Origin of the sequence: Nocardia sp. NPDC006982 (assembly GCF_042869435.1) — a bacterium.
Taxonomy (GTDB): domain Bacteria; phylum Actinomycetota; class Actinomycetes; order Mycobacteriales; family Mycobacteriaceae; genus Nocardia.
The window spans coordinates 542,633-564,638 of sequence record NZ_JBIAFV010000005.1 but is presented as its reverse complement, the minus strand read 5'-3'; the positions used below and the strand labels follow the sequence as shown (position 1 = coordinate 564,638).

The window sequence follows — 22,006 nt, the reverse complement described above, 5'->3', positions numbered from 1 at the left end:
TTGGTCCGGCCGTTGGTACGAGCTGCTCAGGAGCGGCGGCGTTTGCTGGTGGCCTCGGTCGGGTGTTTCGGGTGGGCCTCGGTGCGGTAGGTGAGGATGCGTTGGCCTATGCGAAGGCTCCAACCGGGATGTAACTCAGTGGGGGTGGTGCCGATACGGGTCCATTCGTCGGCGCCGGGGGCGGCGATGAAAGTGCCTGCGGGGGTTGCGGCGTCGCGGACGTAGACCTTGCCGCGGTCGACCGAGACATAGGCGTGTACCCGCGAGACGTGGCGGTCGCGTGGGACCGCAAGGGGCGTGGCAGTGGCGGCACGCACCGTCTCGTCGATCATCGGGCTGCGGCCGACAACATATGGTCGGTCCAGCGGAAACGCGGAGCCATCCGCGAGAACCAGCGCGCCGACGGGCTGTCCCGCCCCCGAGTTTTCCGAGTTTTTCGCGCTGCCTACCGGTCGCAATGGCCGCGGTCGTACACCCTGCAACGCCGGAATCTTGTGCAGTGCAATCGGTTCCGGCCGTGCTGCCACACCCGACCGTGTTCCAGCGGCCTCATCGCGTTCCTGGGCGGACATGGCCTGGGTACTGATCTCCTCCGGTGCGCCTACCTGCCTGGATTCACCGGACGGTGCCGAACCACTCGGCCGCGCCTCCGACGATGCCTCGTTCGGCTGGGCATCGGCCGTCGATCCGGTAGGCCCGGCCTTATCGCTCGCCTCGCCGAATCCCACGGCCTGCGTGGCCGATCGTTGCGGAGACCGGCCCGAGTCCGTCGATCCGGTGGGGCCTGCTTTTTCGGTTGGCTCGTCGTGTGCGGTGGACTCGGCGCCGGATTGCGGTGATCGGCCAGGGTGTATCGATCCGGTGGGGCCTGCTTTTTCGGTCGGGCCGTCGTATTCGGCGGCGGATCGTTGCGGAGACCGGGGAGAGCGCGCCGACCCAGCGGACGGATCGGCTTCGGTTGACCGCGCAGGGGGCTTCCGTAGGTATCCCGTTGGGCGGGCGGATCCAGCGGCGCGCTCCAAGCCGGTGGCGCCGGCGGATCCTGTGGCTTGCGCCGCGCCGGTGGTCTGGTCAGTTGTGGTGGGTCGGGCGGAATTTCCGGCCGCCGCCGAATCTGGTCGCTGTCCCTGCGCGGCGGAGCGTTGCATTGATTCGGATGAGCGCACGGACTTGGCGGCTTGCGCTGAGGTGCTGAGCTGGGCAGATCTGGTGTGGCGTGGCGTGCCGACGCGCTGCCCGGTCGGGTTTGGCTCGGATTTCGTGGTCGGCTCGCGCAGGGCTTCCAATCCGGCCGGAGCGGTGGGTGGCGGCTCGGCGGTGGGGGTGGCGGTGGTGCGGGCTCGGGCGGGTGTGGATTTTCCGGTGCGGCGGGCCGCTATTCGCAGGACGAACCCGCTGCCTGGGACGATACCGGCGCGCAGGTCGGTGCGTGGGAGTTCGTGGATCGGGAAGGCGGTATCGGCGCCGACCGAGATCCGGCGCACCGGTTCTCGCACGATTTCGTCTACCCAGGTGAACGCGCGGGCTCCGGAGAGTCGCCGGGTTCCTTCCGCGCCTTGGATCTCCGCGCTGACCTGTCCGCGCAGCAGAATGACGGTGCCGTCGGCCGTCGGTGCGATGACGCCGAACGGTGGCGGTTCGGAATTGCCGCCGAAAACCACTGCGGCCAGCCGCTGCGCTATCGCCGCCCCGGGATGGCGCGTATCGGCCACGGCCTCGATCGCACCGAGTATGCGGTCCGTGGAAGGGGTTTCGCCCGCGAGATACACGACAACCGCACCGAATCGTGCGATCAGACCATCGCCAAGCGCAATCCCCACCGTAGACGCGTCATTCCGCACTCGCGCCTCCTTCCCGGACCACTACCGGCGTCCAGCATAGAACGTGCTCAGCACCCGACACCGGCCCTCGACGAACCGCGACCGCGCACGCGCAATGATCTTTATCCGCTCCGATCGACGAAGTGTCGTGCATCACTCGATGCCGCGAATCCAACGGCTCCCTTGCGCAAGTGCTGCCGCTGCGAGCTAGTACCGCGTCCAGATGGGTTGCCGCGCTATCAGGTCCGGTTCGCTCGCCGAGAGCAGTCGAAACGCGGCACGACACATCCTGCGGCATCGCCATATGACTGCGCTCGACGGATCGACCTGCCGTGCACGACCAGCCGGAAAAGGTTCAGCCGGTGAACTCGGATGCATGGTCTTCGAGCCAGGTGGTGAAGGGCCTTGCGGGATGGGCGGTGAGGGTGGTGACGGTGTCGGTGATCGGGGTCGGAACGCCATCGCAGCGGCGCCAGTAGTCGAGGAGCCCGTCGGCGTAGTGGGCGGGGATGAATTCGGCCATCTCCTGTCTCCATGCGTCGGGGGTGACGTGGGCGATGGTCGCGGGGCGTCCGGTGACCTCTGTGATCAGGTCGATCTGTGCGGTGAACGTCAAGGTCTGCGGGCCGGTGAGGGTGTAGACGCCACCACGGTGATCCGGTTTCGTGAGCAGCGCATGGGCGCACTCGGCGACGTCGAGTTCGTGGATCGGATCGGAGTAGGCATCGGGGTAGGGGAGGCTGACCGGGCGGTCGGCCTTGATCGCGAACGACCAGCCACGGGCATTGCCAGCGAAAGCGCCGGGACGCAGCACGGAGACGGTCATCGGTGCGTCGGCGAGTCCGAGCTCGGCGTCGAGGTGGGACTTCGCGACCGGATTGGTGGTCGCATCCGGATCGAGCACCGCGGACGAGGACAGCAACACGATGTGATCGACTCCGGCTTCGGCTGCGGCGGAAACGAATTCGGTGCTGCACTCGGGTTCGGCATACAGGAACACCGAGGTGACTCCATCGAGCGCGGCTGCGAAGGTGGCCGGGTCCCGCAGGTCGCATGCGACGGCGGCCACTTCCGGGGGAATCCGCTCGGGGCATCGGGAGCCGACGCGGACGGCATGGCCTTCGGCGCGTAGCAGGGATGAGAGATTGGTGGCGACCGCGCCGCGGCCTCCGGTAATGAGAATCATGAGAAGTCCTTGGGGTCAGTTCTACTGTTCGGCCTGAGCGTGGCGCGATAGCAGTCGCACCAGTGCGAGGCTGAGCAGCGTGCCGTGGTGACGATCACGAAGTTCGTGCGCCTCACCCGAGCCGACCGTGTGGACGCACACCGTCGTGATGGCGGCTGCATGGCGAGTTGCGGATGAACCATATGAAACGAACACTGTTCGTGTCAAACAGTGTTCGCCAAGGCGTATGCTCCGCATATGAGCGCCACACCCGTCAGCCGCCGGGCCCGTCCCGCGAAGGCACCCCTCAGTCGTGACGTCATCATCGAAACCGGTCTGCGCATCCTCGACCGCGACGGCTTGGCAGCCCTCACCATGCGCCGGGTCGCGCAGGACCTCGATACCGGCGCGGCCTCGCTTTACGTCTACGTCGCCAACCGCGACGACCTGATGGCCGCCATGCTCGACCACGTGCTCGGCACGGTGCCCGAGCCGAGCGGCGACACCTGGCGCGACCGCCTCACGACACTGGTCGAGACGACCGTGGATGTGATGTCCAAGCACGAGGGACTCGCACTGGTCGCGCTCGGTTCGATACCGACGAGCCCGAACGCCCTGCTGATCATCGAGCGGCTGCTTGCCCTGCTCGCTGAGGGCGGAGTGGACCCGCAGACCAATTCCTGGGCCGTCGACCTGATCTACCTGCACATTTCCGCGCAGGCCGTGGAGCAGAGCGCATACAACACCAGGGACACCAACGAGCTGGACTATGTCGCCGAGGTTGCCCGGCACTTCGCTGAACTCCCCGTCGACCGATACCCGACGCTGGTCGGCATGCGCGAACAGATGCTGGCAGGCGGCGGCGACGATCGATCCCGCTGGGCGCTGGGTGCACTGGTCAACGGCATCCTGGCGACTCCGGTCGAATGAATGTCGTGGGAGAATCGTCCATGCGGATGATTCGACCGGCGGTCGAGGACGACCTGCCGACACTGCAAGATATCGAGCGTGTGGCGGGTAAACCATTCGCCGACATCGGCATGATGGCCGTTGCCGATGACGAGCCGCCGTCACTGGATACGCTCCGGGACTTCCAGCGGGCGGGCCGCGCCTGGATCTACCCCGATGACGCGGGCCGCCCGATCGGCTATCTGATCCTCGGAATCGTCGACGGTAACGCCCACATCGACCAGGTCTCGGTGGATCCGGATCACGCGGGCAAGCGGATCGGCAAGCGGCTCATCGACCATGCCGTGCGCTGGGCGAAAGCCCAAGGGATGCAGGCGATCACGCTGACCACCTTCGTCGATGTGGCCTGGAACGGCCCGTACTACGAACGGCTCGGCTTCCGCTTTCTGACCCCCGCCGAGGAGACCGCGGAACTACGCGAAATTCGTGCCGCCGAGGCCGCGCACGGCCTCGACCTCTGGCCGCGCGCCGCCATGCGAGCCGAACTCGACGCCTGGCAGCTGGACTGAAGCTAATGCTGCCGCGCGAAGGCGGCCTCCGCCGCGGGCACGGCCGCGGCCCGATCCTCGGGGACGAGACCGATCCGGGTGCGGCGGTCCAGCAGGTCGTCGGTGTCGAGGGCGCCTTCGTGGGTTATCGCGAAGGCGAATTCGGCTGCGGTGACATCGATGCCGGGCGCAACCTGTTCGGCGAGGGCGGGATTCCGGTCCGCCAGCTCGACTACGGACGCGGACTCGCTGCCGTAGCGCTCGACCAGCACGGTCGGGGCGTTGATGCGGTCGCGTGCGGCGCCGGAGACCGCGCCGACCACCGGAAGTCGCTTGGTTCGGCACGGCCCAGCGGTGAGGTTGCCGTGCGCGATGGCCGCGTCGACGGCGTCCTCAGCCATCTGGCGGTAGGTGGTGAGTTTGCCTCCGACGATGGTGACGACGCCGGTGGGGGAGTGCAGGACCGCGTGTCGGCGGGAGATATCGGCGGTGCTGTTAGCGGATGTCTTCAGTAGCGGGCGCAGTCCGGCGTAGGTGCCGCGAATATCCTTGCGGACCAGTGGCTCTCGGAGAGCGGTGTTGATGGTGTCGAGGAGGAAATCGATTTCCGCTTCGGTGGGCTTCGGCTCGTCGGGAACCGGACCGGGGGCGTCCTCATCGGTGAGACCGACGTAGACCCGGCCGTGCGCGGCGGGGAAGGCGAACACGAAGCGGCTGGTGCTGCCGGGTACGGGGACGGTCAGCGAGGCGGTCAGACCGCCGAATGATTCGGCGTCGAAAACGAGATGGGTGCCGCGACTCGGACGGAGTTCGATGCTCGGGTCGACTTGGTCGGCCCAGACGCCGGTGGCATTGATGACAGTGCGCGTCTGGACGGACATGGTGTCGCCGGTCAGGGTGTCGCGCAGGGTGGCCGAATCTCCGGTCACGTCAAGGGCTTCCACGCGGGTAAGGACTGTCGCGCCCTGTGCGGCCGCGGTACGAGCCAGCGCCACTACCAGCCGCGCATCGTCCACCAGCTGTCCATCCCAAGCCTGCAGGCCGCCACGCAACCCGTCACGACGCACGGTCGGCGCCAACCGCAACGCCTCGGCGATGGCGACCCGACGCGAACGCGGCAGTGTCCCAGGCGAAGTGCCCGCACTGCGGCGCAGCACATCCCCCGCGACGAAGCCCACGCGAATCAAAGTCCGTTGTGCGATACCGATTTCCGGAAGCAGTGGCACCAGCTGCGGCAGGGGACGAACGAGATGCGGTGCGGTGGTGGTGATCAGAATCCCGCGCTCGACCGCACTTTCGTGTGCGATGCCGACCTGTCCGCTGGCCAGATACCGGAGTCCGCCGTGCACCAGCTTCGAACTCCACCGGCTCGTGCCGAACGCCAGATCGTGCCGCTCCACCAGCACGGTGCGCAGCCCGCGCGCGGCGGCATCGAGCGCCGCACCGGTACCGGTCACGCCGCCGCCGATCACCAGCACATCGATTTCGCCGCCGTCGCCGAGCAGCTGCAGCTCATGGTTGCGGCGTCCGGCATTCAGCGCGGAATTGCCGTGGGTATCAGCCGAATTCGCAGTCATTACAATCCTTTTCGATTGCCTACGGAGGTCATCGCGCGTTGTCGACGGGAGCCAGGTAGCCGTCGATCGCACGGGTCAGTTCGGTATCGAGCGCAGGCCCGGCCAGCAGCGGCGCGACCGTACCGGCCGATTGCACCGCCGACTGCGCGATGAGCAGCAGCATGGTCGCCATCTGTTCTGGATCACCGGCGCGAATCGTGCCGTCCCGTTGGCCCTCCCGGATGCCCGCACTGAACAGCTCGATCAGCGCGCGCTGGTTGCGGCCGAGGCGGCCGAAGACATAGGTCAGCATCAGATCGGTATCAGTGCGAAAGATCTTGCCGAACAACGGATTCGAGCGAATCTTCGCCGCCCCCGCGACCACGCCCTCGACCAGCCTGGTGCGCGCATCGCCCGCGGTCGGCATGGCGTCGGCGACGATCGCGCGCAGTTCGCGCACCAGCAGTTCGGCCACCAGCGATCCGGTATCGGGCCAGCGCCGGTAGACGGTCGGCCTGCTGACGCCGGCGCGGCGGGCCACCTCGGTGAGCGTGGTTCGGCGCACCCCGAACTCCTCCACGCAGGCCCTGGCCGCGTCGAGGATCGCGAGATCGGTCGCCGAGAGCGCGTCATCGGGGGCGGACGCTGGGGAGGTCATCGAGTATCACCACCATGTCTGATCGTTACTGCTTGACAGTCTATGTCAAACTGTAACGCATGGTCGAGACGCAACAGCACACCGACGAAATCGGATCGTCCGGGACGGCGCCCGCCGCAAACCCGGGCGCGCCGACGTACCCGGCGAGTATGGTTTGGGACGCCTGGGGCATTCCCGCCGGACACAAGCCGCTTTCGGCTTCGATCCGGAACCTGTTGACGCGGGTATTCGGAGTGTCCGGTGACCCGGTGGCGCGCCGCGATGAGGGCGATGTGCCGCTACGCGAGTCGACACTGACATCGGCTCAACGGGACGGGTTGGTCGCGGTGGTCGGCGTGGGCAGCATTTCGGTCGACCACCACGATCGTCTACTGCACGCGGGCGGTAAGAGCACCCCTGACCTGCTGCGTCGTCGCGCCGCCGGTCCGCAGGACGCCCCGGATGCCGTCGTCTTCCCCGCCGATCACGAGCAGGTACTCGCGGTGCTCGGTTACTGCGCCGACAATGCCATCGCGGTCGTCCCCTTCGGCGGCGGTACCAGCGTGGTAGGCGGCGTCGATCCGGTCCGCGGTCGCTTCGACGCCGTTATCGCGCTGGATCTGCGCCGCCTGGACGGTATTTCGGAGATCGACCCGGTCACCGGCACCGCCACCCTCGGCGCGGGACTCACCGGTCCCAAGGCCGAGGAACTGCTCGGCGCCCATGGACTTTCGCTCGGCCACTTCCCGCAGAGCTTCGAATTCGCCAGCATCGGCGGATTCGCCGCCACCCGGTCCTCCGGTCAGGCATCGGCGGGCTACGGCCGCTTCGACGACATGGTTCAGCACCTGAAAATCGCAACCCCCGGCGGCACCATCGAACTCGGCCGCGCACCCGCCTCAGCCGCGGGCCCGGATCTGCGTGAACTGTTCGTCGGGTCGGAGGGTGCGCTCGGTGTGATCACTGAGGTCACGCTGCGGGTGCATCCGATGCCGGAGACCATCGGCTACCAGGCGTGGTCGTTTCCGGACTTCGAAACCGGCGCTGCCGCACTGCGTTCGGTGGTGCAGGCGGGTGCCGCGCCCACGGTGCTGCGATTGTCCGATGAGGTCGAAACCGGCGTCAACCTGGCGCGCTGCGCCGATATCGGCGGCGAGGCGGTGGCCGGTTGTCTGGCCATCACCACCTTCGAAGGCACCGAGGCGCATGTCGCGGCCCGCAGCGCGGAGGCGGGCGCATTGCTCGCGGCGGCCGGCGGGAATGCACTGGGACAGACCCCGGCCGAGGAATGGGAGCGCGGGCGTTTCGCCGCGCCCTATATGCGCGATGCGCTGCTAGATCTCGGCGTGCTGTGCGAAACCCTGGAAACCGCGACCACCTGGTCGAATCTGGCCGAACTCAAGGCGAAGGTGACCGCGGCACTGACGGATTCGCTTACCGGGCAGGGCACCCCGCCGCTGGTGATGTGCCATATCTCGCACACCTATCCGACCGGAGCTTCGCTGTATTTCACCGTCATCGCCAAGCAGTTGGACGATCCGATCGCCCAGTGGCACATCGCGAAACGCGCGGTCGGTGACGCGATCGTGGCCGCGGGCGGCACCATTACCCACCATCACGCGGTCGGCACCGACCACCGCCCATGGATTCCGGACGAGATCGGCGATCTGGGCGTGCGCGTGCTGCGCGCAGTGAAGCGGGAACTGGATCCCGCGGGCATCCTCAACCCCGGAAAGCTGGTCCCGTGACACAGGATTCGCGCCCGGTGCGTGCGGTCACCGTGGTGACCAACCCACAGTCCGGTGTCGGCAGAGGGCAGGAGGTGGCCGCGGCCGCGCTGGCGCGCTTCGCGGCACAGGGGGTCGAGGTCACCGAGGTACGCGCACCCTCGGCCGCCGAATCCGTGCGTCAGGTGCGGGATTCGATCACCGGAAGCGCCAAGCCGGACGCGGTGGTCTGCATCGGCGGCGACGGGTTGATGAACGTCGTACTGGAAGCCATCGCGCAGACGGGCATGCCGCTCGGTTTGATCCCCGCGGGCACCGGTAACGACCTCGCGCGCGAAATCGGCGTTCCCACCAACGATCCCGTCGCGGCCGCGGAGCTGATCCTCGGCGGTCGCACCCGCACCATCGACCTCGGCCGCATCGAATCGCCCGCGCCCGGATTCACCCCCAAGTGGTTCGCCACCGTCACCGGCACCGGCTTCGATGCGCGAGTCACCTTGCGCGCCAACGATATGCGCTGGCCCAAGGGCCCGCTGCGCTACACCTTCGCCGCACTGGCCGAGATCTCCGGCCGCTTCACCGTGCCGTATCGAATCGAGCTGTCCGGCGTCGTGCCCGGCGCACTCGACAATCCCGACGCCGACACCGTCATCGAGACCGACGCTGTCATGGTGGCCATCGGCAATACCCGCACCTACGGCGGCGGCATGCGGGTCTGCCCGGACGCGGTCATGGACGACGGGCTACTGGATCTGACTGTCGTAGGCGCGGTTTCGCGCCTGGATATGCTTCGCCTGCTGCCGGCACTGTCGGCGGGTAAGCGAATCGATCACCCGGAGTCCAAGCAGTACCGCGTCGCCCAGGTGACGTTGACCGCTCCCGGCGCTCCCGCCACCGCAGACGGCGAACCGGCGGGCACTCTCCCCGTCTCGCTCCGCGCGGTCCCCGGCGCGCTTACCGTGCTGGTTCCATGATTGCTACTGGTCAAGCCGCGAAACTGACCCGGCCCAGGTGGTCGATGGCGGTCCGGTCGAGGACGACCGTCGACACCGGCTCGGGCGGAGGTGGACGGCCGGAGTCGACGGCGTGGATGAGGCGATCCCAGCGTCGGCAGTGCAGGGTGAAGACGACCGGATTGATCCGGCGTCCGCGGGCGTGCTGACCGGCGCGCGCGACACCGGCGGGCACATCGAGCAGGACCACGTGTAGCTCCCGGCCGTAGCGCGTCGCCCAGCGACCGATCATTCGTCGGGCCCAGCCGAAGGTGGCGCAATCATGGATCACCACCGGTCCGGCACCGTCTCGCAGCGCGGCCCGGATTCCGGCGTAATGCGCGACGTGCACCACCGGCCGCCACAGCGGATACGGGAGTCGACCGAGCTTGTGCCGCCATCGATTCCGGGAATGGTGTGAATCCAGCACCACCGTGCCCCCGGGGCCGCGCGGCGGCTCCTCGGCATCAGCCTGCGCGCCGAAGAACAATCGCAACGCCGTGCTCTTGCCCGCCCCCGGAATCCCGGCCACGAGCAGCGCCGACCGCGCTGGATACCGCAGTTCCTCGATCGTGCGGCCGCGCAGATCGTGCACGGAATCCGGTGTTACGACGCGGATATCGGGGAGTCGCGGTTGCGAACCGGGATAAGGCGAATCAAGCGGAGGGTTCACCTCTTCCAGGCTCCCCAGCCCGATTCGATCAGGCAACCGGGAAAACCCTGATTCTTCCCGGGTATTTCAAGAGTTGGGGTACCGCCCGTCGCGCACACGGTCATCCTTCATGACGGATCCCTACTCGCACACAAGCACTGCCGGGTTGTCACCGCCCATCCGGTCGGCCCATTCCGGGCATCAGACGCGCCGTCAGGGCGGGAGAAAGTGCCGGTCCGGTGACCGCCGTAATGAACTCGTCAAGAAGCTGAGAATTAGTTGTGGATTCGGGGCTCGGGCCCGTTTCGGCGGTAAGCTCTCCGGGTGTAGGCGGAGTCTTCGGTGTCCCTCATCCACCGAAGACTCCGCCGCTTTTATGCCCCGGCCCTTTTATGAGCTCAGCGGGCATCCCACTAGAATGCCTGGGTGACCAGCGCAGCCCCTGACAACCCGCGTAATCGTGCCGATGCCCTCCCCAAGAGCTGGGTTCCCAGCGAGGTGGAGGCCGAGATGTACGAGCGCTGGGTAGCGGCTGGTTACTTCGCCGCCGACCCCGCCAGTGACAAGCCCGGTTACTCGATCGTGCTGCCCCCGCCGAACGTCACCGGCAGCCTGCACATGGGCCACGCGCTCGACCACACCCTGATGGACACCCTCTCGCGCCGCAAGCGCATGCAGGGTTACGAGGTGCTGTGGCTGCCGGGCATGGACCATGCGGGCATCGCCACCCAGACCATCGTGGAGAAGCAGCTCGCGGTCGACGGCAAGACCAAGGAAGACTTCGGCCGCGAACTGTTCATCGACAAGGTCTGGGACTGGAAGCGCGAATCCGGCGGACAGATCCAGTGGCAGATGCGTGCCCTCGGCGACGGCGTCGACTGGAGCCGCGACCGCTTCACCATGGACGACGGGCTCTCGCGGGCCGTGCAGACCATCTTCAAGCGCCTGTACGACGCGGGCCTGATCTACCGGGCCGAGCGTCTGGTCAACTGGTCGCCGGAACTGCGCACCGCCATCTCCGATATCGAGGTCAAATTCGAGGATGTCGAGGGCGAGCTGGTTTCGCTGCGCTACGGGTCGCTGAAAGACGATGAGCCGCATGTGATCGTGGCCACCACCCGGGTGGAGACCATGCTCGGCGATACCGCGGTGGCGGTGCATCCGGAGGATCCGCGCTACAAGGATCTGATCGGCAGCACCCTCGAGCATCCGATCACCGGACGCCAGATCCCGATCATCGCCGACGACTACGTCGATCCCGAATTCGGTACCGGTGCAGTGAAGATCACGCCCGCGCACGACCCCAACGACTTCGAGATGGGTCTGCGGCACAACCTGCCCATGCCGAACATCATGGACGAGCGCGCCCGGATTACCGGCACCGGAACCGAATTCGACGGAATGGACAGGTTCGAAGCGCGGGCCAAGGTGCGCGAGCGGCTCGCGGCCGAGGGCCGGATCGCCGCCGAGAAGCGGCCGTACCTGCACAGCGTCGGACATTCCGAGCGCAGCGGCGAAGCGATCGAACCGCGCCTTTCCATGCAGTGGTGGGTCAAGGTGGAGTCGCTGGCCAAGGCCGCCGGTGACGCGGTTCGCAACGGCGACACCGTGATCCACCCGACCAGCCAGGAACCGCGCTGGTTCGAATGGGTCGACAACATGCACGACTGGTGCATCTCGCGGCAGCTGTGGTGGGGCCACCGCATCCCGATCTGGTACGGCCCCGACGGCGAGGTGGTCTGCGTCGGTCCGGACGAGACCGCCCCCGAGGGCTGGGTGCAGGACCCGGATGTGCTCGACACCTGGTTCTCCTCCGGCCTGTGGCCCTTCTCCACCATGGGCTGGCCCGATTCCACCGAGGAGCTCCAGAAGTTCTATCCGACAAGCGTTCTCGTCACCGGCTACGACATCCTGTTCTTCTGGGTGGCCCGGATGATGATGTTCGGCACCTTTGTCTCCGACGACCACGTGCTCACCGCGGGCAAGGGCGGCGCGAAGCAGGTGCCGTTCAAGGATGTGTTCCTGCACGGCCTGATTCGCGATCAGTACGGCAAGAAGATGTCCAAATCGCGCGGCAACGGCATCGACCCGCTGGACTGGATCAACTCCTACGGCGCGGACGCGCTGCGCTTCACGCTGGCGCGCGGTGCACAGCCCGGCGGCGACCTCTCGGTCGGCGAATCGCATGCCCTCGCCTCGCGCAGCTTCGTGACGAAGCTGTTCAACGCCACCAAGTTCGCGCTCATGAACGGCGTACAGCCTGGCGCGATGCCCGATCGTTCCGAACTCACCGACGCCGACCGCTGGATCATCGATCGGCTCGAACAGGTTCGCGCCGAGGTGGATTCGGCCTTCGACGCCTACGAATTCGGCAAGGCCTGCGAGGCGCTGTACCACTTCGCCTGGGACGAGCTGTGCGACTGGTATCTGGAACTGTCCAAGGTGCAGTTCGCCGCCGGTGGTTCGCGCGCCGAGTCGACCAGCATCGTGCTCGGCAATGTGCTCGACGCGGTGCTGCGGCTGCTGCATCCGGTCATCCCGTTCGTCACCGAATCGCTGTGGCTGGCGCTGACCGGCGGCGAATCCGTCGTCGTCGCCACCTGGCCGAAGGCCACCGGTGTGGCCACGGATGTGATTGCCGCACAACGGATTTCGGATGCACAGCGCCTGATCACCGAGATCCGTCGCTTCCGCAGCGATCAGGGGCTGGCCGATAAACAGAAGGTGGCGGCCAAGCTGATCGGCCTGGACAACGCGGGCCTCACCGAACTGCACGATTCGGTGACCAACCTGGCCAGGCTCACCGAGCCCGGTGCCGAATTCGCCGCGACCGCCTCGGTCGAGGTGCGCCTGAGCGGGTCCACCGTGACCGTCGAACTCGACACCTCCGGCGCGGTCGACCTCGATGCCGAACGCCGGCGCCTGGAGAAGGACCTCGCCGCGGCCGAGAAGGAATTGGCTACCACCACAGCCAAACTCGGTAACGAGGCGTTCCTGGCCAAGGCGCCGGATCAGGTGGTCGACAAGATCAAGGGACGTCGCGATGTCGCCGAGGGCGAGGTCACGCGGATCGGCGCCCGGCTCGCGGAATTGAGTGGCAAATGAATGCCGAACCGGAACCCCAGTACGCCGACGACGAGCACCCGAAGCCGCGGCTCGGCTCGGGGCCGTCCCCGGTGGACCTGGCCGAAATGGCGTTGGTCGAGGCGGAATTGGATCGGCGCTGGCCGGAGACCAAGATCGAGCCCTCGCTCACCCGCATCGCGACGCTGATGGATCTGCTCGGCTCGCCCCAGCAGAACTACCCGGCCATCCACATCGCGGGCACCAACGGCAAGACCTCGGTGAGCAGGATGATCGATGCGCTGCTGACCGCGCTGCACCGGCGCACCGGCCGGATCACCAGCCCGCATCTGCAGCTGGCCACCGAGCGGATCAGCATCGACAACGCGCCGATCACCCCGGCCAAGTACGTAGAGACCTACCGCGAACTGCTGCCCTATATCGAAATGATCGATAAGCAGTCCGCCGCCGCGGACGGTCCGGCCATGAGCAAGTTCGAGGTGCTCACCGGCATGGCCTATGCCACCTTCGCGGAGGCACCGGTGGATGTCGCCGTCGTCGAGACCGGCATGGGCGGCCGTTGGGACGCGACCAATGTCATCGACGGACAGGTCGCGGTGATCACCCCGATCGGGCTGGACCACACCGATTTCCTCGGCGACGATCTCGCTTCCATCGCGGGGGAGAAGGCCGGGATCATCAAACGTGCCCCGGAGAGCCTGGTGCCGCGCGATACCGTCGCCGTCATCGCCGAACAGGAACCCGAGGCCATGGACGTGCTGCTGCGCCGGGCCGTCGAGGTCGATGCCGCGGTGGCGCGCGAGGGTTCGGAGTTCCGGGTGCTGGCCCGCCAGATCGCGGTCGGCGGCCAGCAGCTCGAATTACAGGGCCTCGGTGGGATTTACGACGAGATCTTCCTGCCGCTGCACGGTGAGCACCAGGCCCACAATGCGGTACTCGCGCTGGCCGCGGTCGAGGCGTTCTTCGGTGCCGGTGCGGATCGGCAGCTCGATATCGAGGCCGTGCGTGCGGGTTTCGCGAGTGTCACCAGCCCCGGCCGGATGGAGCGCATGCGCAATGCCCCGACCATCTTCATCGACGCCGCGCACAATCCGGCGGGCGCGCAGGCCCTGGCCGCGACGCTGACCGCGGAATTCGACTTTCGCAAGCTGGTCGGCGTAGTCGCGGTGCTCGGCGACAAGGACGTGGCGGGCATCCTGGACGCTCTGGAACCGGTATTCGACGAGATCGTCGTCACCAATAACGGTTCGCCGCGCGCCATGGATATCGAACGCCTCGCCGACCTCGCGGTGCAGCGCTTCGGTGACGAACGAGTGGTCACCGCCGAGACCCTGCCCGATGCGCTGGAAACGGCCATTGCCATTGCCGAGGAGGTCGGCGATGCGGGCGAGATGGTTTCCGGTGCGGGGGTCGTGGTAACCGGATCCGTGGTCACTGCCGGTGCGGCGCGCGCCCTGTTCGGGAAGGACCCGGCATGAGCGTCAGGCCCGGAGGAGGCAGCGTGCGTAACCACGGAGGGCCCCGCGAATGCCGCAATGAACACAGCATGAGCTGCGTGGTTCGGATGCGGCACATGGGTGAACACGTGGGGCCCGCGAATGCCGAGAAGGAGACAGCGTGACCGAGTCGACCGGCGACGCCGCCGAGCCCGAGCGGGCCGACGGCGAGCCGCAGGTCCCCCCGCCCGCCGCAGACCCGTGGAAGGGGCTGCGCGGCGTCATGGCGGGCACACTGATCCTCGAAGCGATCACGGTGCTGCTCGCATTGCCCGTGGTCGGGTCCGTCGGCGGCGGTATCGGCTGGTTCTCCGGCAGCTACCTCGTCGTCCTCGCGTTGGTGATGATTCTCGGCGCCGGACTGCAACGCCGCCCATGGGCCATCCCGTTCAATCTGGGCCTGCAGGTCCTGCTGATCCTCGGCGTCTTCGTGCATATCTCCATCGGTGTCATGGGTGTCTTCTTCGCCGTCGTCTGGGGTTTCATCCTGGTGCTGCGCGCCGACGTCAAGCGCCGGATGGAACTCGGCCTGCTGCCCAGTCAGCGCATCCAGGGCTCTTCCTAGCCGCCGGTTCGGTAACCGGGGGTATCGCCTATTAGGCTGTGCGCCGTGACTGAGCAGACGTTGGTACTCATCAAGCCGGACGGTGTGGCCCGTGGCCTCGTCGGTGAGGTGCTGGCCCGGATCGAGCGCAAAGGGCTGAAGATCGCCGCCCTGGAGCTGAAGCAGGTATCCGACGAGTTGGCGCGCGGCCACTACGCCGAACATGCCGAGAAGCCGTTCTTCGGTTCCTTGATCGAGTTCATCACCTCCGGCCCGGTCGTCGCGGCCATCCTGGAGGGTCCGCGCGCCATTGCGGCGTTCCGTCAGATCGCCGGCGGCACCGATCCGGTAGAGAAGGCCGTCCCCGGCAGCATTCGCGGCGACCTCGCGCTGGAGACCCAGGAGAACCTGGTGCACGGCTCCGATTCGCCGGAATCGGCCAAGCGGGAAATCGCGCTCTGGTTTCCCGAGTTTCCGGCCTGATATAGGGCCTCGAGGCGTGAGCTGCGCGAACAGACAGCACAGCCGGCGTCGTCGCAGGACGTAGCCGAGCGCCAGCGAGGCGAAGGGCGTGAGCTGCGCGAACAGACAGCACAGCCGGCGTCGTCGCAGGACGTAGCCGAGCGCCAGCGAGGCGAAGTCGTGCGGCGATGGAGAGACGTCGCCGCACTGTGTGGGATACTGGCAGTGGTTGCTGACGATACCGACTGTTCGCGCAGGTACGCGGACGATCGGTGCCGGACGGTAACCGGATGACACTGCGGTTCGATGCCGATCATCGCTGCTACGAACAACTGGCCCGTTGCTGGGGCCGGAGGTTCGCGTCGGCACGCTGGATGAGCGCTCGCGCCGTGGAGTTCAGCCAACAGCCAGGCGCCGCGTGACCAGTTAGCCCGACCGACGAAAACCATGGGTGTTAACCGGACATGCGGGGCGAGACCACTTGACCTTGCGCCAACCGCGTGAGGTGAACGGACAGTGCCCCCGCGTCGGCCGCGTCACTCCTGCCAGGAGGGACGCGCCCGGGGACCCGAGGAGACTTCGTGGCCGATCAAGAGCCGCTGACAACAACATCACAGGATGCCGAACAATTGCCGGAGCGAATCCGAGTTCACGCGCTTGCCAAGCGGCTGGGGGTAACCAGCAAACGCATCCTGGCCAAGCTCGCCGAGTTGGGTGCCGACGCACGTAGTGCGCAATCGAATGTCGATCGAGCGGTTGCGGAATCTGTCCGCGATGCGCTCGGCACGGTGGAATCGGAGGTCGTCGAACCCGAGGCGCCCGAGACCGCCGCGCAAGAGCCGGTTGCGGCCGAGCCCGAGCCGGTTGCGCCGGAGCCGGTTGCGGCCAAGCGCGAGCCGGGGCCCATTTTTTCCGCACCGGACCAGGCGATCGACCAGTCCGAATCGCTGCCATCGGGGGAGCAGCCTGCGGCGCATCAGCCGTCGGTGCAGTTGTTCACCCATTCGGTTCCGCAAGAGCCGCACGTAGCGACGCCGGTCGTCTTCGAGGCCGCGGCCTCGGTCGCCGCACCGCTGTTCCTACCGCCGGACGCCGCGGCTGCCGAGGAGGCGCGTCGGCGGCGTCGGGCCGAGCGCGACAGCCGTCGTGCCGAGGAGCCCGCGGTCGAAACCGTCGAGGAGGCGCGTCGGCAGCGTCGGGCCGAGCGCGACAGCCGTCGTGCCGAGGAATCCGCGGTCGAAACCGTCGAGGAAGAGCCCGAAACGACCGAGGACGAGTCGACCGAACAGCAGGGCGAGGCGGATCAGCCGCGTCGTCGTCGCCGTGGCCGTCGCGGTCGGGGTCGTGGCCGGGGTGAACAGCACGCCGACGCCGAATCCGAGGGCGACGACACCGAAGCCACGGACGAGGGCGCCGAAGACGAGCAGGCCGCGGTCAAGAGCGAGGCCGAAGCCGAGCCCGGCGAAGACACCGAGACCGAGGACGACGAATCCGGTGTGCCGGAGGGTTCGAGCCGTCGTCGCCGTCGCCGTCGTCGCCGCAAGGTGGCGGGGGAGGGCGCCGATAGCGAGGGCGTCTCCGATGACGATCCGCCGAACACCGTCGTGCACGAGCGTGAGCCGCGCAATAAGAGCCGCAGCCGCGCCACGGTCGACGAGGTGCAGGGCATCACCGGTTCCACCCGGCTCGAAGCCAAGCGGCAGCGTCGGCGTGACGGTCGCGAGGCCGGTCGCCGTCGCCCGCCGATCCTGACCGAGTCGGAGTTCCTGGCCCGCCGCGAGGCGGTGGACCGGGTCATGGTGGTGCGCGAGAAGACCTTCTCGGAGCACCCGACCGCGACCCAGGTCGCGGTGCTCGAGGACAACATCCTGGTCGAGCACTTCGTCACCAATACCGGCTCGGCGTCGATGGTCGGCAATGTCTACCTCGGCAAGGTGCAGAATGTGCTGCCCTCGATGGAGGCGGCATTCGTCGATATCGGCCGCGGCCGAAACGGTGTGCTCTACGCCGGTGAGGTGAACTGGGAGGCCGCCGGTCTCGGCGGTAAGGAGCGCAAGATCGAGCAGGCGCTCAAGCCCGGCGATCAGGTGCTGGTCCAGGTCTCCAAGGATCCGGTCGGGCACAAGGGCGCCCGGCTGACCACCCAGATCAGCCTGGCCGGACGCTTCCTGGTGTACGTGCCCGGCGGTTCGTCCACCGGTATCAGCCGCAAGCTGCCCGATACCGAGCGCAAGCGGCTCAAGGAGATCCTGCGCGATATCGTGCCCGCCGACGCCGGAGTGATCATCCGCACCGCATCGGAAGGTGTCAGCGAGGCCGAACTGGCCCGCGACGTCGAGCGGCTGCAGGCGACCTGGCGCATCATCGAGAAGGCCGCCGAGGCCAAGGACAACGGCGCGCCCAAGACGCTGTACGAAGAGCCGGACCTGTTGGTCAAGGTCATCCGAGACCTGTTCAACGAGGATTTCTCCAAGCTGGTCATCGAGGGTGAGCGGTCTTGGAGCACGGTCGAGAACTACATCCGCACGGTCGCGCCGGACATGCTCGCCCGGGTCTCCCGGCACGAGAACAACGGTGTCGACGTCTTCGAGACCTATCGGATCGATGAACAGCTCGCCAAGGCGCTCGATCGCAAGGTGTGGCTGCCCTCGGGCGGCACCCTGGTGATCGACCGGACCGAGGCGATGACCGTCATCGACGTCAATACCGGCAAGTTCACCGGTGCGGGCGGCAGCAATCTGGAAGAGACGGTCACCAGGAACAACCTGGAGGCGGCCGAGGAGATCGTGCGCCAGATGCGGCTGCGCGATATCGGCGGCATGATCGTCGTCGACTTCATCGATATGGTGCTGGAGTCGAACCGGGATCTGGTGCTGCGCAGGCTGACCGAGGCATTGGGCCGCGACCGCACCCGCCACCAGGTCTCCGAGGTGACCTCGCTCGGCCTGGTGCAGATGACCCGCAAGAAGCTCGGCACCGGTCTGGTCGAGGCGTTCTCGACGACCTGTGAGCACTGCCATGGTCGGGGCATCGTCGTGCACACCTACCCGGTGGAGCTCACCGGTGCCGAGGACAGCACGCGCGGTGGCCGGGAGACCGGATCGCGGCGGCGGCGTGGCCGGGACAAGGGTGCGGCGGCGAGTGCGCCCGCCGCGGCCGCGAATGGCACCGCGCATCCTGCCGAAGACGAGGCGGAGATCGCGGTCAAGCGGGCGCATCCGGTGGCGTTGGCGATGGCGGCGCATCATTCGGAGGAAGTGCCCGCGGAGGATGTGGCGGACCTCGAGGACGTCGCGGTGGCCGAAGCCGTTGCGGATGTCGTCGCCGCAAGCGATGAGGCTCCGGTCGAGGAGGTCGTCGTCTCCGAGTCGGTTGCGGCGGTCGCCGAGGAAGTCGCGGAGGCGGTAGCCGAGGAAGTCGCGGAAGCCGTAACCGAGGAAGCTGCGGAGGCGGAAGTGGTGGCCGAGGAGGCCGTCGCGTCCGCATCCGAGGAGGTCGCGCCGGTCGCTGCCGCGGCTTCGACGTCGGTGGCGGATGAACCCGCTGAGCCCGCGGTGGAGCCGGTTGCGGCATCGTCCAACGGTGTGCCGGAATCCGCGGCACCCCGTTCGACCGGCCGCAGACGTCGCGTCGCGCGTTCGGCCGCCGCACCGGCCGCCGACAGCGCCGGGGCCGTCTTCGTGCTGCCGACGGCGGATCAGGGCGCGGCAGGACCCGTCGTGGACTACACGGCGGATGTGCCGGTCGTGGTGCCGACCCGTAAGCCGCGCCGCCGGGCCGTCGGTCGTCCCGCCGGACCGCCGGTGGACGACGCGAACTGATTGCCACGATCGGATCGAAAACCTGGGACCCCCGCCGCATTCCGCGACGGGGGTCCTGCCTTTCACGGGCACCGGTTTGGTCGGGGTGGTACCCGTCCTGTAATCTTGGACAGTCGCTGCCCGGCGACAGCGCTTATCTGCGCTGTGTTTGTGACTCGGCTCGAAGCCGAGAGCCATCAGGTTGCTGAGGCGGCGGTGACTACCAGACCAGAGTGCTGTGGTTTCCAGCCGGAGTCATCCGAGCGGGAGCACGCAGCCGCGCGAGCACGAGCCGCGCGCATTACAGGAAGAAGGGCAGCCGACCGATGGCAACGTACGCGATCGTCAAGACCGGCGGAAAGCAGTACAAGGTCGCGGTCGGTGACCTGGTGAAGGTCGAGAAGATCGAGGGTGCGCCGGGTTCGTCCGTGGCGCTGGCCCCGGTTCTCGTGGTGAACGGCGCCGAGCTGACCACCGATGCGGACAAGCTGGCCAAGGTTTCCGTGGCCGCGGAGGTCGTCGAGCACACCAAGGGCCCGAAGATCCGCATCCACAAGTTCAAGAACAAGACCGGCTACCACAAGCGTCAGGGTCACCGTCAGCCGCTGACGGTCCTCAAGGTCACCGGCATCAAGTAAGCCTCCGCGCTTTCTCGAATTACTTCACAGGAGTTCAGAAATGGCACATAAGAAGGGTGCATCCAGCTCGCGCAACGGTCGCGACTCGAATGCTCAGCGACTCGGCGTCAAGCGTTTCGGCGGCCAGACCGTTTCGGCGGGCGAGATCCTGGTTCGCCAGCGTGGCACGCACTTCCACCCCGGTGTGCTCGTCGGCCGTGGCGGCGACGACACCCTGTTCGCCCTGGCGGCGGGCAAGGTCGAGTTCGGCACCAAGCGTGGCCGCAAGACCGTCAACATCGTGGTTCCGGAGCCGGCCGAGGCCTGACCGCCTCTGGCATTCCGGAAAAGCTGAGCGGGTCAGGGTGCATTCCCTGGCCCGCTTTTCGCGTTCTCGAAAGATCGCGTTCCCATAATGCAGGTTCTTTCGAGCGACCTGGCAAGCAGTCGCTACGGCTACCACCGAGGAGGATGATTCGGACATGTCCAAATTCATCGACCGTGTCGTATTGCACGTGCGTGCGGGCAAGGGTGGTCACGGCTGCGCCTCCGTGCGCCGCGAGAAGTTCATGCCGCTCGGCGGTCCGGACGGCGGCAATGGCGGACGCGGTGGGGATGTGATCCTCGAGGTCGACCCGAATGTGCACACTCTGCTGGACTTCCACTTCCATCCGCACGCCAAGGCGAGCAACGGCAAGCCGGGCGAGGGCAGCAATCGCGACGGTAAGCAGGGCACCGATCTGGTGCTCAAGGTGCCCGACGGCACCGTGGTGCTCGACGACGACGGCAAGGTGCTCGTCGATCTGGTCGGTTCGGGCAATAAGTTCATCGTGGCCCGTGGCGGACGCGGCGGACTCGGCAATGCCGCGCTGGCCTCCAAGGCGCGCAAGGCGCCCGGGTTCGCGCTGCTCGGCGAGGACGGCGATGAAGGCGATCTCGTCCTAGAGCTGAAGTCCGTCGCCGATGTGGGGCTTGTCGGGTTCCCGTCGGCGGGGAAGTCATCGCTGGTGTCGGTGCTCTCGGCCGCCAAGCCGAAAATCGCGGACTATCCGTTCACCACGCTGGTGCCCAATCTCGGTGTGGTCTCCAGCGGTGACACCACCTTCACCATCGCCGATGTGCCCGGTCTGATCCCGGGTGCGAGCGAGGGGCGTGGGCTCGGGCTGGATTTCCTGCGGCATCTGGAGCGCTGCGCGGTGCTCGCGCACGTCGTCGACTGTGCGACCCTCGAGCCGGGCCGGGATCCGGTCTCCGATGTCGATGCGCTCGAGGACGAACTCGCGGCCTACCAACCGGCTCTGGATGCCGATACCGGACTCGGTGATCTGGCCGATCGGCCGCGTGTGGTGATCCTGAACAAGGTCGATGTGCCCGATGCCGCCGAGTTGGCGGAGATGGTCACGCCCGAATTCGCCGCACGTGGCTGGCCGGTCTTCGAGATCTCGGCGGTGAGCCGGGCGGGCCTGCGTCCCTTGACCTTTGCGCTCGCCGAGATGGTCGAGCAGTATCGGACCGCGCATCCGAAGGCCGCGCCGAAGCGTCCGGTGATCCGCCCGATCGCGGTGAACGAGTCCGGCTTCAGCGTGATCGCCGATCCCGAGGAGCCGGGTGGCTTCATCGTGCGCGGGCCGCAGCCGGAGCGCTGGGTGCGCCAGACCCAGTTCGACAACGACGAAGCCGTCGGCTACCTCGCCGACCGCCTGGCCCGCCTCGGCGTCGAAGACGAATTGGTGAAGCAGGGCGCCGAGCCCGGTGCGCCGGTCACCATCGGCGATGTCACATTCGAATGGGAGCCGCAGATCTCCGCAGGTGTGGATATGGTGCCCACCGGCCGCGGCACCGACATCCGCCTGGAGCAGAACGACCGGATCAGTGCCGCCGAACGCAAACACGCGTCCCGAGTACGCCGTGGTCTGGTCAAGGACGACGAGGAATAACGTGAACGCCGTGGGCTGGTGGTGTGCGCCGGGGTCTGGCACGGCGTTACGGCGAGCGCC

17 protein-coding genes are annotated in these 22,006 nt (G+C 67.3%); 12 read left to right on the top strand and 5 right to left on the bottom strand.

What is annotated here, in order from left to right; all coding sequences use genetic code 11:
- Window positions 1-26: 26 nt before the first annotated feature.
- Both ACFYOW_RS23335 and ACFYOW_RS23330 read right to left on the bottom strand, forming a co-directional pair.
- A complete protein-coding gene (locus ACFYOW_RS23335; protein WP_387291094.1) occupies window positions 27-1,841 on the bottom strand; it encodes an FHA domain-containing protein in 1,815 nt (604 codons plus the stop codon).
- A 334-nt stretch (window positions 1,842-2,175) separates the two neighbouring features.
- A complete protein-coding gene (locus ACFYOW_RS23330) occupies window positions 2,176-3,006 on the bottom strand; it encodes an SDR family oxidoreductase (protein ID WP_387291092.1) in 831 nt (276 codons plus the stop codon).
- A 237-nt stretch (window positions 3,007-3,243) separates the two neighbouring features.
- Here ACFYOW_RS23330 and ACFYOW_RS23325 point away from each other — a divergent pair, with 237 nt between their 5' ends.
- Window positions 3,244-3,915, top strand: coding sequence for a TetR/AcrR family transcriptional regulator (locus tag ACFYOW_RS23325; RefSeq protein ID WP_387291090.1), 672 nt, complete (start codon window positions 3,244-3,246; stop codon window positions 3,913-3,915).
- A 5-nt stretch (window positions 3,916-3,920) separates the two neighbouring features.
- Complete coding sequence (locus tag ACFYOW_RS23320) at window positions 3,921-4,463, top strand: GNAT family N-acetyltransferase (protein ID WP_387291088.1); 543 nt, start codon at window positions 3,921-3,923, stop codon at window positions 4,461-4,463.
- Window positions 4,464-4,465: 2 nt separating this feature from the next.
- Here the strand turns inward: ACFYOW_RS23320 and ACFYOW_RS23315 are convergent, their stop codons facing one another.
- Both ACFYOW_RS23315 and ACFYOW_RS23310 read right to left on the bottom strand, forming a co-directional pair.
- On the bottom strand, window positions 4,466-6,019 hold the full coding sequence (locus ACFYOW_RS23315) for a glycerol-3-phosphate dehydrogenase/oxidase (protein WP_387291086.1): 1,554 nt from the start codon (window positions 6,017-6,019) through the stop codon (window positions 4,466-4,468).
- A 28-nt stretch (window positions 6,020-6,047) separates the two neighbouring features.
- Window positions 6,048-6,656, bottom strand: coding sequence for a TetR/AcrR family transcriptional regulator (locus ACFYOW_RS23310; RefSeq protein ID WP_387291084.1), 609 nt, complete (start codon window positions 6,654-6,656; stop codon window positions 6,048-6,050).
- Window positions 6,657-6,805: 149 nt separating this feature from the next.
- Between ACFYOW_RS23310 and ACFYOW_RS23305 the strand changes: the two genes are divergently transcribed.
- Entirely contained in the window at window positions 6,806-8,383 is a 1,578-nt protein-coding gene (locus ACFYOW_RS23305) for an FAD-binding oxidoreductase (RefSeq protein WP_387291427.1), read from the top strand.
- Complete coding sequence (locus tag ACFYOW_RS23300; protein WP_387291082.1) at window positions 8,380-9,336, top strand: YegS/Rv2252/BmrU family lipid kinase; 957 nt, start codon at window positions 8,380-8,382, stop codon at window positions 9,334-9,336. The genes ACFYOW_RS23305 and ACFYOW_RS23300 overlap by 4 nt, the downstream gene beginning before the upstream one ends.
- A 10-nt stretch (window positions 9,337-9,346) precedes the next feature.
- Here ACFYOW_RS23300 and ACFYOW_RS23295 read toward each other — a convergent pair whose 3' ends face one another.
- Window positions 9,347-10,027: an AAA family ATPase gene (locus ACFYOW_RS23295; protein ID WP_387291079.1), complete on the bottom strand. Its 681-nt coding sequence runs from the start codon at window positions 10,025-10,027 to the stop codon at window positions 9,347-9,349.
- Window positions 10,028-10,432: 405 nt separating this feature from the next.
- Here ACFYOW_RS23295 and ACFYOW_RS23290 point away from each other — a divergent pair, with 405 nt between their 5' ends.
- The 8 genes from ACFYOW_RS23290 to obgE all read left to right on the top strand — a co-directional run bounded on the left by ACFYOW_RS23290 (window position 10,433) and on the right by obgE (window position 21,946).
- A complete protein-coding gene (locus tag ACFYOW_RS23290; RefSeq protein ID WP_387291077.1) occupies window positions 10,433-13,111 on the top strand; it encodes a valine--tRNA ligase in 2,679 nt (892 codons plus the stop codon).
- Entirely contained in the window at window positions 13,108-14,568 is a 1,461-nt protein-coding gene (locus ACFYOW_RS23285) for a bifunctional folylpolyglutamate synthase/dihydrofolate synthase (protein ID WP_387291075.1), read from the top strand. Before ACFYOW_RS23290 ends, ACFYOW_RS23285 begins: the two co-directional genes overlap by 4 nt.
- Before the next feature lie 241 nt (window positions 14,569-14,809).
- Window positions 14,810-15,151, top strand: a complete 342-nt coding sequence (locus ACFYOW_RS23280) for a DUF4233 domain-containing protein (protein WP_174566316.1) — start codon at window positions 14,810-14,812, stop codon at window positions 15,149-15,151.
- A 45-nt stretch (window positions 15,152-15,196) separates the two neighbouring features.
- Window positions 15,197-15,613, top strand: a complete 417-nt coding sequence (gene ndk / locus ACFYOW_RS23275; protein WP_327096241.1) for a nucleoside-diphosphate kinase — start codon at window positions 15,197-15,199, stop codon at window positions 15,611-15,613.
- A 560-nt stretch (window positions 15,614-16,173) separates the two neighbouring features.
- The gene (locus ACFYOW_RS23270) at window positions 16,174-19,413 is read left to right on the top strand and encodes a translation initiation factor IF-2 N-terminal domain-containing protein (protein WP_387291073.1); all 3,240 of its coding nucleotides are present in this window, start codon (window positions 16,174-16,176) and stop codon (window positions 19,411-19,413) included.
- A gap of 305 nt (window positions 19,414-19,718) precedes the next feature.
- Window positions 19,719-20,030: a 50S ribosomal protein L21 gene (gene rplU, locus ACFYOW_RS23265; protein WP_040687720.1), complete on the top strand. Its 312-nt coding sequence runs from the start codon at window positions 19,719-19,721 to the stop codon at window positions 20,028-20,030.
- 40 nt (window positions 20,031-20,070) lie between these two features.
- Window positions 20,071-20,337 carry a 50S ribosomal protein L27 gene (rpmA, locus tag ACFYOW_RS23260; RefSeq protein WP_063047669.1) on the top strand — a complete coding sequence of 89 codons (267 nt, stop codon included), beginning with the start codon at window positions 20,071-20,073 and terminating at the stop codon, window positions 20,335-20,337.
- A gap of 154 nt (window positions 20,338-20,491) precedes the next feature.
- Complete coding sequence (gene obgE, locus ACFYOW_RS23255) at window positions 20,492-21,946, top strand: GTPase ObgE (RefSeq protein ID WP_387291070.1); 1,455 nt, start codon at window positions 20,492-20,494, stop codon at window positions 21,944-21,946.
- The last annotated feature ends 60 nt before the right edge of the window (window positions 21,947-22,006 follow it).